Origin of the sequence: uncultured Aquincola sp. (assembly GCF_964001545.1) — a bacterium.
Taxonomy (GTDB): domain Bacteria; phylum Pseudomonadota; class Gammaproteobacteria; order Burkholderiales; family Burkholderiaceae_C; genus Aquincola.
This window is the reverse complement of record NZ_CAXFDV010000514.1, coordinates 1-12,056: the sequence shown is the minus strand read 5'-3', so window position 1 is coordinate 12,056 and position 12,056 is coordinate 1. Positions and strand designations below refer to the sequence as shown.

Below are 12,056 nucleotides of genomic sequence, written 5' to 3'. Positions count from 1 at the left end.
GCGCCCGGCACCGACGAAGACAAGGTGATGGAAGTGGCGCTGGAGTCCGGCGCCGACGACGTGGTCACCGGCGACGACGGCTCGATCGAGGTGCTGACGCCCCCGACCGAGTTCGAAGCGGTCAAAAACGCACTGGAAGCGGCCGGCCTGAAGGCCGAGATCGCCGAAGTGACGATGCGCGCCGAGAACACCATCGAGCTGAGCGGCGAAGACGCCCAGCGCATGCAGAAGCTGCTCGACGTCATCGAAGACCTGGACGACGTGCAGGACGTGTTCCACAACGCGGTCATCGACGACCAAGCCCCATGAAGATTCTTGTCATCGGCGGCGGCGGCCGCGAGCATGCGCTGGCCTGGAAGCTGGCGCAGTCGCCCCGGGCCAGCAAGGTCTACGTCGCGCCCGGCAACGGCGGCACCGCGCTGGCGCCGCAGCTGCACAACCTCGCCACCACCGACCCGGCCGCGCTGGCCGACTTCGTGGTGGCCGAGAAGATCGCGCTCACCGTCGTCGGCCCCGAGGCGCCGCTGGCTGCCGGCGTGGTGGACACCTTCCGCGCCCGCGGGCTGCGCATCTTCGGCCCCACGCAGGCCGCCGCGCAGCTGGAAAGCTCCAAGGCCTTCGCCAAGGCCTTCATGAAGCGGCACCAGATTCCCACCGCCGCGTACGAGACCTTCAGCGACGCCGCCCAGGCCCACGCCTATGTCGATGCGCAGGGCGCGCCCATCGTCATCAAGGCCGACGGCCTGGCGGCCGGCAAGGGCGTGGTGGTGGCCATGACGCTGCAAGAAGCGCATGAGGCCATCGACTTCATGCTGCTCGACAACAAGCTGGGCGTGCAGCACAACGCCGATGGCGCCCGCGTGGTGATCGAAGAGTTCATGCAGGGTGAAGAAGCCAGCTTCATCGTGCTGTGCGACGGCAAGAACGTGCTGCCGCTGGCCACCAGCCAGGACCACAAGCGCATCGGCGACGGCGACACCGGCCCCAACACCGGCGGCATGGGCGCCTACTCGCCCGCGCCGGTGGTCACGCCCAACGTGCATGCCAAGGTGATGCACGAGATCGTGCACCCCACCATCGCCGGCATGACCAAGGACCGGATGCCGTTCACCGGCTTCCTGTACGTGGGCCTGATGATCGATGCACAGGGCAACCCGCGCACGGTGGAGTTCAACGCCCGACTGGGCGACCCCGAGGCCGAAGTCATCCTGATGCGCCTGAAGAGCGACCTGGTGGACGTGCTGATGCATGCCACCGACGGCACGCTGGACAAGGTGTCGCTGGACTGGGACCGCCGCTTCGCGCTGGGCGTGGTGATGGCGGCCGAAGGCTACCCGGCCAACCCGCGCAAGGGCGACGTCATCACCGGCCTGCCGGCCGCGACGGACGACGCCATCGTCTTCCATGCCGGCACCACGCAGCAGGCCGATGGCAGCATCGCCGTCTCTGGCGGCCGGGTGCTGTGCGTCACCGTGCTGGGTGAATCGGCCAAGACCGCGCAGCAGCGCGCCTACGAATACCTGCGGCCGATCCAGTTCGCCGGCGCGCAGTACCGCAACGACATCGGCCACCGGGCGATCAAGCCGCGATGAGCTTCGAGGCGGTACGGTCCTACCTGCTGGGCCTGCAGGACAGCATCGTCGATGCGCTGCAGGCCGAAGACGGCAAGCCCTTCTTCACCGACGCCTGGGTGCGTGGGCCTGAAGAAAAGCTGCAGGGCGACGGCCGTACGCGGCTGGTGGAAGAAGGCCATCTGCTGGAGCGTGGCGGCTGCAACTTCAGCCATGTGCGCGGCCCGCAGCTGCCGCCTTCGGCCACCCAGCACCGGCCCGAGCTGGCCGGCGCGCCGTTCGAGGCCATGGGCGTGTCGCTGGTCATGCACCCGCGCAACCCCTATGTGCCCACCGTGCACATGAACGTGCGCATGCTGGCCGCGCTGCCCGAAGGCAAGCCGCCCGTCACCTGGTTCGGCGGCGGCATGGACCTGACGCCCTACTACGGCTTCGAGGAAGACGCGGCGCACTTTCACCGCATGTGCGCGCAGGCGCTGGCGCCATTCGGCGAAGGGCTGTACCCGCGCTTCAAGGCCTGGTGCGACGAGTACTTCTTCCTCAAGCACCGCAACGAGCCGCGCGGCATTGGCGGCGTGTTCTACGACGACTTCGCCGAAGGCGGCTTCGAGCCCGGTTTTGCGATGACGCGTGCGGTGGGCGACGCCTTCTTGAAGGCCTACCTGCCCATCGTGCAGCGCCGCCGCGGCCTGGCCTTCGGCGAGCGTGAGCGCGAGTTCCAGCTGTACCGCCGGGGCCGCTACGTCGAGTTCAACCTGGTGTGGGACCGCGGCACGCACTTCGGCCTGCAGTCGGGTGGTCGCACCGAAAGCATCCTGATGTCGATGCCGCCGCACGCCACCTGGCGCTACGACTGGCAGCCCGAAGCCGGCACACCCGAGGGGCGGCTGTACACCGATTTCCTGCGCCCGCGCGACTGGCTGGCGGAAGTGCCGCCGCCGGCCGGCCCCGCTGCTTGAGACCCGACGCTTGAGCCGCATCGGCATCTTCGGCGGCAGCTTCGACCCGGTGCACAACACGCACCTGGCCCTGGCCATGGCCGCCACGCAGCATCTGCAGCTGGACGAACTGCGCTGGGTGCCGACCGGGCACCCCTGGCACAAGACCAGCCGGCCGGCCGATGCGGCGCACCGCGTGGCCATGCTCAAGCTGGCGCTGGCCGGCCAGCCGCAGTGGCGCATCGACGAGATCGAGCTGCACCGCAGCGGCCCCAGCTACACCATCGACACCGTGCGCTGGCTGCAGGCGGCCGAGCCGGGCACGCACCAATGGTTCCTGGTCATCGGCCAGGACCAGTACGAGAAGTTCGCCACCTGGCATGGCTGGCAGGAGCTGCTGCAGCGCGTGACGCTGGCGGTGGCCAACCGTGCCGGCGTGCCGCCGGTGGCGCCGCCCGCGCTGCAGGCGGTGCCGCATGCGCTGGAAGTGGTGCCCATGCCGCCCAGTGAGCTGGCCGCCACCGATATCCGATCCCGATTGGCACAGGGATTGCCGATCGATATGCTGGTGCCACCCCAGGTCGCCAGCTATATTGCCCAAAACGCTCTGTACCGAAAATAACTGAATGGACATCCGCAAACTGCAGCGCGCCATCGTCGATGGCCTGGAAGACGTGAAGGCCCAGAACATCGTGGTCTTCAACACGGAGCACCTGTCGCCGCTGTTCGAACGTGTGATCGTCGCCTCGGGCACGAGCAACCGCCAGACCAAGGCGCTGGCTGCCAGCGTGCGCGATGCCGTCAAGGCCAGCGGCATGCAGGTGCTGCGCACCGAAGGCGAAGACAACGGCGAATGGATCATCGTGGACTGCGGCGCCGCCGTGGCCCACATCATGCAGCCCGGCATCCGCGAGTACTACCACCTGGAAGAAATCTGGGGTGGCAAGGCCGTGCGCGTGAAGGTCGAGAGCAAGCGCAAGGGCCTGCCGCAGGCCAGCGAGCCCGACGACGAGGACGAGGCCGACGAGGCCCCCGCCTCCAAGGCGGCTGCCAAGAAGGCTCCGGCCAAGAAGGCTGCCGCCAAGAAGGTGCCCGCCAAGAAGGCCGCTGCCAAGTCCGCTTTCGCCAGGCAGGAAGCCGACCCCGCCAGCCGCCCGGCCGCCAGGAAGGCCGCTGCCAGGAAGGCACCGGCCAAGAAGGCTGCCGCACCCGCCGCGCCTGAGCGCGTGCAGAAGGTGGTGGTCAACGCGCCGGCCGCCAAGAAGGTGGCCGCCAAGAAGGCACCAGCCAACAAGGCGGCTGCCAAGGCCCCGGCCAAGAAGGTCGCGGCCAAGGCGCCCGCCAAGAAGGTGGTCGCCAAGGCACCGGCCAAGAAGGCCGCCGCCAAGAAGACGGCCAGCCCGCGCGGCTGACGGCTGCGGTGCGGCTGGTCATCGCCGCCATCGGCCAGCGCCAGCCGGCCTGGGCCGAGGAGGCTTATGCCGATTTCGCCAAGCGCTTTCCGCCCGAGCTGAAGCTGGAGCTGAAGGCGCTCAAGGCCGAGCCGCGCACCGCCGGCAAACCCGCCGCGGCCATGATGGCCGCCGAGGCCCAGCGCCTGGAAGCCGCGGTGCCCAAGGGCGCCCGCCGCGTGGTGCTGGACGAGCGCGGCGCCCGGCTCACCACCGTGCAACTGGCCGAGCGCCTGCGCTTCTGGCTGGGTGATGGGCGGGACGTGGCCTTCCTGATCGGCGGGCCCGACGGCCTGGACCCCACGCTCAAGGCCACCGGCGACGAGACGCTGCGGTTGTCGGACCTGACGCTGCCGCATGCCTTCGTGCGGGTGGTGCTGGCCGAGGCGCTGTACCGCGCCTGGTCGGTCACCGCCGGCCACCCTTACCACCGCGAGTAGCCCATGCCCCCCGCCTCGATGCACGGCTTCATCTACCTGGCTTCACAAAGCCCGCGGCGGCGCCAGCTGCTGGCGCAGATCGGCGTCAAGCATGAGCTGCTGCTGCCCGACCGCATGGAAAACGCCGAGCGGCTGGAAGAAGAGCGCAGCGGCGAGCTGCCGGCCGACTATGTGCGCCGCGTCACGCGGTTGAAGCTGGACGCGGCGCGCAAGCGCCTGGCCAAGCGCGGCCTGGCCGAGGCGCCCATCCTGACCAGCGACACCACGGTGGCCATCGGCCGCCGCATCCTGGGCAAGCCGGCTGATGCGCAGCAGGCGGCCGAGATGCTGGCTGCCTTGTCGGGCCGCAGCCACCGCGTGCTGACGGCGGTGGCGGTGAGCAGTGGGCGCAGCACCCTGCTGGAGATGAGCGTTTCCAAGGTGCGCTTTGCCGAGCTGTCGGCGCAGGACATCCAGCGCTACATCGACACCGGCGAGCCCTTCGGCAAGGCCGGCGCCTACGGCATCCAGGGCCCGGCGGCGGTGTTCATCGCCCACATCGAAGGCAGCTACTCCGGCATCATGGGCCTGCCGCTGCACGAAACCGCCACGCTGCTGCGGCGGGCGCGGGTGCTGTTCTAGGCGGGGACGGAAGCAGCAGCGGGACGAGCGAGGCGGGCGATGGGCAACACCGAAGGCCCCATGCTCCAGGCCGAGCAAGCGATTTCCCAGGAGTTGGAGGGCTTCCAGCGTCGCGCTTCGGCGATGTGGCGAGGTCGTGAGAAGGAAGCAGTGATCGCGCTCGTGCGCGCGCTGGACAGCGTGGCGATCGTCAATATGCATGATCGAAACGCAGGGAGGCCGCTGAGCGCGAACCGCGAGAACAGCAGGATGTCTTCGCTGTTTGGAGCGGCGCCAGCCCTCCGACCCTTCCTTGCCGCAGTGAAGGACCAACCCGGCGGCGTGCCTTGGGGACCATCCGCATCGGAGGTGACGAAGTTTGCGTACGCCTACCTTGACTGCTGCGGGAAGTTGGCGCATCTGCGCCGTATGGCGTCGCTTGAGAGATACGGCCTCGCACGCACGTCATGGACGTCGACGGGCCTGGTCATCGAGTTGGAGCGCAGCGCGCCAGAGCTGGCACTGCAATTCGCAACGCGGTCGCGTAGGGTGCGACGCAGTGAGCCGCTACCTGGAGGCGAGGCGCCTGAGCGCCGCTGGCGTCGTGTGCATCGCAGGATGCTTTCCTATGTCGACTCGGCGGATGGTTGGTTTATCCGCTACGACAACGACATGAGGATCGTGTCTGAGTATCGTCGCGTTGCCAGCGACTATGGCGCAGACTTTCTGGAGGGAGAAGCTCTCTCGCCGGACGTGCACATCGGGGATCGCTCGTTCGGGGAGTGGCGGACGGCGTGCGACCATGCCCTCGGTCGTGTCCTATGCCACATCGACTTCGCACATCTACTTCGCCAGAAGTGCCCAACGATCGCGCTGGGCGATGTGTCGACGATCTTTGCGCGACGTGACGATGTCGCTGCCGTCTGGATGCAGGCCGGCCTCGCTGCCGAGCGGGTCGCAGCGACGATGGGGGCCTTAACCCTCGACATTGACGGGCTCGACGAGTGGGAGCGTGCGCACGACTTTCCCTGCCCCTACTACATCGATCTCGGTCGGGACTTCGTCCTGCTCCCCTGCTTCGGTGCCTTGAGCAACCCGTACTTCGCCCTGTTCCGTCATCTCCGCAGCACATACCGGCGGGATTGGGATCGTGGCGTCGATCGTCGAGAAGATGTGTTTCGAAGGGATCTTGCCGAAGCATTCGCGGAGCCACGATTCCAGGTGCCCGCACATGGTTACAGGTTGCGAAGGCCGGACGGATCGGTGTTGACGGACATAGATGCCGTCATCCTGGATCGATACAAAGGCAGACTCGCACTCGTTCAGCTCAAGTGGCACGACGTCTTCGGGCACTCTTTGGCCGAGCGCGAGAGTCGGCGCAGGAACCTGCTTCAAGCGAACGAGTGGGTCGATCGCGTTTCCACATGGATCGGTGGACGTGACTCGCGCGCCGTGGCCGACGAGCTTGGTCTCCAGGGCGCGACATCGTCTGCACCCCCGGCCCTGTTCGTCATTGCGAGGTACACCGCGCGGTTTAGCGGCGAGCGTAATCAGGATCCGCGCGCTGCATGGTTGGGCTGGTCCGAGATCCTGCATGGGCTTGAGTCCGGCGCAGAAGCGGATCCCCTCGCCGACATCCCCCGACTGGTCGCTGAGATGCAAGAGAGCTTCGATCGCCGCAAGGACTTTGTCTTTGAGTACCGCTTTCCGGGGTTATCGGTCAGTCTGCGGAACTGGGCGTAGGCCATTTCCTGGTGAGCGCCGTGCGTGCGGGACGGTGACTAGGTGTGCGGCGACCACTTCGAGCACCGTACACAGGCTTAGGCCGGGTGTTCCCCTATAAGCAGCGTATGGGTCATTGGCGTGCAGGTCCGATGCAGTTCGGCGTCTACCAAGACTAGTCCCTGCAGATCGATCCTCGGCGTGCCGGGCAGCACCCCGAGCAGCAGCCGCAGATACTTGGCCGCGTAGCGGTGGCACCTCGTGCGGCGACCGCAGCTGTCCAACTGCGCCTCCTCAATCCAGCCTTTGGCTTCACTTCTGCCGCAGTGGAGCCGCTCGCAAGGTCGCTGGCCCCGCCATGCAGAGGCTTATGACGATCAGGCGGGCGGCGGCGCCTTGTGCGCCGTACTCAAACCTTGCGATGCGAGCCCCTCAGGATTCCAACTGCGCGCGCGTGGCTAACTTGCTGATCAGGCTCTTCGTGGCGCCGCAGGCCGCATGTTGTCGTGGACGGCCCGCGCAGCCAGCAGCAGGCTAGACGCCTGACTGGCGCACCGTCAGGCGTACTAGCTGGGGACAACACCGATAACAGCGCGTTATCGCGCACCGCTTCCTGCGATCTTTTGCAGGCGGGGGGTCGTCCCTAGCATTTCTGCGTCCCGATGGACACAGGAAAAGAGGAGACCCATGACCCCGAACCCCCATCTTCGATCCGCTGCCGCCGGCCTGGCCGGGCTGTTGGCCTTGAGCACGGCGCTGATGCCGCTGGCCCAGGCTGTGGCGGCCACGCCCGCCACCGGCACGCTGGCGGCGCTGCCCGCCGTGCCGGCGGTGCTGGACTGCTCGCTGTCCACCTTCCAGGCCTTCAACCTGAGCGGCGTGGCCGACGACAACGGCCAGGTGAGCTTCACCGCCGTGTCGCTGGTGCCTGCATCGGCCACCAATCCGTCGGCCTATTGCTCGGTGCGCGGCGTCATCGGCCCGGGCGCCGCCTCCATCGTGATGCGCCTGCCGATGACGGGCTGGACGCAGCGCTACGTGCAAAACGGCTGCGGCGGCGAATGCGGCAACGACAACCTGGGCAACCCCACCCAGTCCACCGGCTGCCTGCCGGTGATCAATGGCGAGCTGGTCACGGCCACCACCAACATGGGCCACACCAATGCCCAGGGCGCGACCTGGATCGTCGACAACCCGTGGGCCGGCGTCGACTTCGCCTACCGCGGCGTGCATGTGACGGCGCAGGTGGCCAAGGCGGTCATCGGCCTGTTCTACGGCCGGGGTCCGGCCTACTCGTACTTCGGCGGCTGCTCCGACGGCGGGCGTGAGGCCTTGATGGCCGCCCAGCGCTACCCGAACGATTTCCATGGCATTGCCGCGGGCGCGCCGGCCAACAACATGGTGGTGCAGAACACCTACCACCATGGCCACCGCGTGCTCACCAACCAGCCCACGCCGGGCACCCTGCCGCTGCCGGCGCGCAATACCTATGTGCTGCTGCAAAGCCACCTGCCTTACGTGCACAGCAAGGTGGTGGCCGCCTGCGACGCGCTGGACGGCGTGGCCGACGGCATCCTGGACGACCCGCGCCAGTGCAAGTTCGACACCAACACCCTGGTGTGCGCCAACAACGGCAACGAGACCGGCTGCCTGACCCAGGCCCAGGCCGACGTGGTGGCCCGCATCCACGATGGCGCCAGGACCACCGACGGCCAGCGGCTGGAGCCGGCCATCTCCACCGAATGGGGCTCGGAGCTGGACTGGACGCTGTTCGTGCCGGCGGCGCAGGGCAGCACCGCCATGGCGGAGAACTTCGTGACCAGCTGGCTGTACAAGGCCTTTCTGAACCAGCCCTACAAGGACGCCGGCGCCCGCACCGCACGCACGCTGAACGACCTGGTGTGGACGCCGCAGGGCTTTGTGGACACGCTGAAGTCGGCGCCGCTGTATGCCGCCACCAACCCTGACCTGCGGCCCTTCGCCAATGCGGGCGGCAAGCTCATCCTGTGGCATGGCTGGGCCGACCAGCACATCTCGCCCCAGGGCACCCTCCAGTACTGGGACACGATGAGCAAGCTGACGAAGACGCCCGAGCGCTTCGCCCGCTTCTACCTGTTCCCTGGCATGGGCCATTGCGGCAGCGGTCTGGGTCCCAACACCTTCGACGTGCTGACGCCGCTGATGTCGTGGGTGGAAACCGGCCAGGCGCCAGCCGGCCTGTTGGCCAACAACACGTCCACCGGCGTTTCGCGCCCGGTGTATCCGTACCCCACCGTGGCCCGCTACATCGGCAGCGGCAGCACCAGCGACGCGGCCAACTTCGCGCCCTACACGCCGGCCAGCCCCTCGGATGTGAGCACCAGCAGCCTGGGCAACTTCCAGTACTCGCCGTTCTTCAAGCAGGCCAGCTGCACTGCCAGCGGCACCCAGATCGTCTGCGCGCCCTGAGTGGCCGCCGCTGCAACACGAACCAAAGGTAGACACATGCAACTCCGATTCGCAACCCGGCCGCTGGCGGTGCTTGCCGCCGCCACCGCCCTGGCCTTGGCCCTGCCTGCCACCGCCGCCACCAACCTGGTGAGCAACGGCAGCTTTGAAGACCGCTCGCTGGCCGGTTGGTCGGGCACCGTGCTCAGCAGCCCCTACAGCGGCGCCGAGTGCATCAGCGGCACCGCGGCCGAGGGTGCCTGCCAGGCCTTCCTCGGCACCTTCGGCAGCACCGACACGCTGAGCCAGACGCTGGCCACCACCGCCGGCCAGGCCTATGCCGTGCGCTTCGTCTTCACGTCCGACGGCAGCGCGCTGGCCAGCTTCGCCGTGAGCTTTGGCGGGCAGACGCTGTACAGCGCCAGCAGCCCGGCGGCGGGCATGCACGCGCTCAGCTTCACCGCCACGGCGGCCGCCAGCAGCACCGCGCTGGTGTTCAGCGTCAACAACGATCCGGGCTACTACACGCTGGACGCCGTGTCGGTCACGGCGGTGCCCGAGCCGGCCACGGCGGCGCTGATGGGCCTGGGCCTGCTGGGCCTGGCCGCCTGGCGCCGAAGGCCGCACGGCCGCCGCTGAAGCGGCAGGCAGAGGGCGCCGGTATGATGGGCCGGCCCCTATCCGCAGACGGGCTCCACCTCACGAGACAAGCGCTGCCGGGCCGACCCGGGGCGCCGCTCCGCACAAGAACAGAACCGTCATGCAAGACATCCTCATCAACTGGACCCCCCAGGAAACCCGCGTCGCCATCGTCGAGAACGGCGCGGTGCAGGAGTTGCACCTCGAACGCGCGCTGGAGCGCGGGCTGGTGGGCAACATCTACCTGGGCAGGGTGGTGCGGGTGCTGCCCGGCATGCAAAGCGCGTTCATCGACATCGGCCTGGAACGCGCCGCCTTCTTGCACGTGGCCGACCTGCACACCAACGGCCCGCGCAGCGAGCATGGCGGCCTGCAGGCGCCGGTGCCCATCGAGCGCCAGGTGTTCGAGGGCCAGACGCTGACGGTGCAGGTGATCAAGGACTCCATCGGCACCAAGGGCGCGCGGCTGTCCACGCAGGTGAGCATCGCCGGGCGGCTGCTGGTGTACCTGCCGCAGGACAACCACATCGGCATCTCGCAGAAGATCGGCAGCCATGAGCTGCGCGAGCAGCTGCGCCAGCGCATGGCGGCCCTGGTGGGCAAGCCGGAAGAGGGCGGTGGCGGCGGCTTCATCCTGCGCACCAACGCCGAAGACGCCACCGACGAAGAGCTGGCCGACGACATCGCCTACCTGCGCAAGACCTGGGCCTCGATCCGCGAACGCAGCCATGCCCGCCCGCCCGGCACGCTGCTGCACCAGGACCTGACGCTGGCCGAGCGGGTGCTGCGCGACCTGATCACCGACACCACGCATTCGGTGCGCATCGACTCGCGCCTGCAGTACGAGCACCTGGCCGCCTTCGGCGCCACCTTCACGCCCACGGCGGTGCAGCGGCTCGAGCTGTACCGCGGTGAGCGGCCGATCTTCGACCTCTTTAACATCGACGACGAGATCGCCCGCGCACTGGCCCGCCGCGTGGACTTGAAGAGCGGCGGCTACCTGATCATCGACCAGACCGAGGCGCTGACCACGGTGGACGTGAACACCGGCGGCTATGTGGGTGCGCGCAACTTCGACGACACCATCTTCAAGACCAACCTGGAGGCGGCCGGGGCCATCGCGCGCCAGCTGCGGCTGCGCAACCTGGGCGGCATCGTCATCGTCGACTTCATCGACATGGCGCGCGAGGAGCATCAGGCCGCGGTGCTGGCCGAGTTCCGCAAGCAACTGGCGCGCGACCGCACCAAGACCACGGTGAGCGGCTTCACCCAGCTGGGGCTGGTGGAGATGACGCGCAAGCGCACCCGCGAAAGCCTGGCCCACATGCTGTGCGAGCCTTGCCCCACCTGCTCCGGCCGCGGCCAGGTGAAAACGCCGCGCAGCATCTGCTACGACATCCTGCGCGAGATCCTGCGCGAAGCCCGCCAGTTCGACCCCAAGGAGTTCCGCGTGGTCGCCAGCGCGGCGGTGGTGGAGATGCTGCTGGACGAAGAAAGCCAGCACCTGGCCGGCCTGTCGGACTTCATCGGCAAGCCCATCTCGCTGTCGGCCGAGCCGACGTCGAATCCGGAGCAGTACGACATCGTGTTGTTGTAGGCCGTTGGGCTTGGCAAGGTGATGCTGATAAGGCGACAATTGACGCCTTCCATGCATCAGTCAATCGCCTCCCTGCTGTTCCCTGAGTACCGTCGCCGCGTACTCGGGCTGTTGTTGCTGAGGCCCGAAGAAGCGCTGCATGGCCGCGAGGTGGCCCGCCGCACGGGGCTGCCTGCGGGCACGATCACGCGCGAACTCACCAAACTGGCCGAGGCGGGCCTGCTGCGGCGCGAGAGGCGCGGCAACCAGCAGGTCTACAGTGCCAACACGAGCGGCCCGATCTACAACGAGTTGGCCAGCATCCTGCGCAAGACCTCGGGCCTGGGCGACGTGCTGTCGGGGGCTCTGGCCTCTCTGGCAGGACGTGTGAAGTTGGCCTTTGTCTTCGGCTCGGTCGCCCGCGCAGAAGAAGCGGCTGGCAGCGACATCGATGTGCTCCTGGTCGGCGACGCCGGATTCCGTGAGGTGGTGCAAGCGCTGTATCCGGCACAGGCCACGCTGGGTCGCGAGATCAATCCGAAGGTCTTTGCGCTCGACGAGTTTGCAGCGAAGGCTCGGTCGGAGCCGTTTCTGCGGGACGTGCTGTCGCGCCCCAAGATCTTCCTGATCGGGAATGCCCATGACCTTGAAGAACTTGCTGGGCATCAGCCTTGACGCGATCCAGCCGGACG

General features: G+C 67.9%; 12 protein-coding genes. All 12 read left to right on the top strand.

Going from position 1 to position 12,056, the window contains the following annotated elements:
- The coding region (locus ABNT58_RS17450) for a YebC/PmpR family DNA-binding transcriptional regulator (protein ID WP_348754713.1) at window positions 1-309 on the top strand (309 nt) is incomplete at its 5' end.
- Window positions 306-1,592, top strand: a complete 1,287-nt coding sequence (purD, locus tag ABNT58_RS17445; protein WP_348754712.1) for a phosphoribosylamine--glycine ligase — start codon at window positions 306-308, stop codon at window positions 1,590-1,592. The genes ABNT58_RS17450 and purD, both read left to right, overlap by 4 nt.
- A complete protein-coding gene (gene hemF, locus ABNT58_RS17440; protein ID WP_348754711.1) occupies window positions 1,589-2,530 on the top strand; it encodes an oxygen-dependent coproporphyrinogen oxidase in 942 nt (313 codons plus the stop codon). Before purD ends, hemF begins: the two co-directional genes overlap by 4 nt.
- A gap of 10 nt (window positions 2,531-2,540) precedes the next feature.
- Window positions 2,541-3,131: a nicotinate (nicotinamide) nucleotide adenylyltransferase gene (nadD, locus tag ABNT58_RS17435; RefSeq protein WP_348754710.1), complete on the top strand. Its 591-nt coding sequence runs from the start codon at window positions 2,541-2,543 to the stop codon at window positions 3,129-3,131.
- Between the two features lie 4 nt (window positions 3,132-3,135).
- Complete coding sequence (rsfS, locus tag ABNT58_RS17430) at window positions 3,136-3,921, top strand: ribosome silencing factor (RefSeq protein WP_348754709.1); 786 nt, start codon at window positions 3,136-3,138, stop codon at window positions 3,919-3,921.
- An 8-nt stretch (window positions 3,922-3,929) separates the two neighbouring features.
- Complete coding sequence (gene rlmH, locus ABNT58_RS17425) at window positions 3,930-4,400, top strand: 23S rRNA (pseudouridine(1915)-N(3))-methyltransferase RlmH (RefSeq protein ID WP_348754708.1); 471 nt, start codon at window positions 3,930-3,932, stop codon at window positions 4,398-4,400.
- An 18-nt stretch (window positions 4,401-4,418) separates the two neighbouring features.
- Window positions 4,419-5,021, top strand: coding sequence for a Maf family protein (locus tag ABNT58_RS17420; RefSeq protein WP_348754714.1), 603 nt, complete (start codon window positions 4,419-4,421; stop codon window positions 5,019-5,021).
- Between the two features lie 39 nt (window positions 5,022-5,060).
- A complete protein-coding gene (locus tag ABNT58_RS17415) occupies window positions 5,061-6,743 on the top strand; it encodes a hypothetical protein (RefSeq protein ID WP_348754707.1) in 1,683 nt (560 codons plus the stop codon).
- 666 nt (window positions 6,744-7,409) lie between these two features.
- The gene (locus ABNT58_RS17410) at window positions 7,410-9,170 is read left to right on the top strand and encodes a tannase/feruloyl esterase family alpha/beta hydrolase (protein WP_348754706.1); all 1,761 of its coding nucleotides are present in this window, start codon (window positions 7,410-7,412) and stop codon (window positions 9,168-9,170) included.
- 36 nt (window positions 9,171-9,206) lie between these two features.
- Window positions 9,207-9,788 carry a PEP-CTERM sorting domain-containing protein gene (locus ABNT58_RS17405; RefSeq protein ID WP_348754705.1) on the top strand — a complete coding sequence of 194 codons (582 nt, stop codon included), beginning with the start codon at window positions 9,207-9,209 and terminating at the stop codon, window positions 9,786-9,788.
- Window positions 9,789-9,909: 121 nt separating this feature from the next.
- On the top strand, window positions 9,910-11,385 hold the full coding sequence (gene rng / locus ABNT58_RS17400) for a ribonuclease G (protein ID WP_348754704.1): 1,476 nt from the start codon (window positions 9,910-9,912) through the stop codon (window positions 11,383-11,385).
- A gap of 51 nt (window positions 11,386-11,436) precedes the next feature.
- Window positions 11,437-12,039: a MarR family transcriptional regulator gene (locus tag ABNT58_RS17395; RefSeq protein WP_348754703.1), complete on the top strand. Its 603-nt coding sequence runs from the start codon at window positions 11,437-11,439 to the stop codon at window positions 12,037-12,039.
- Window positions 12,040-12,056: the final 17 nt, after the last annotated feature.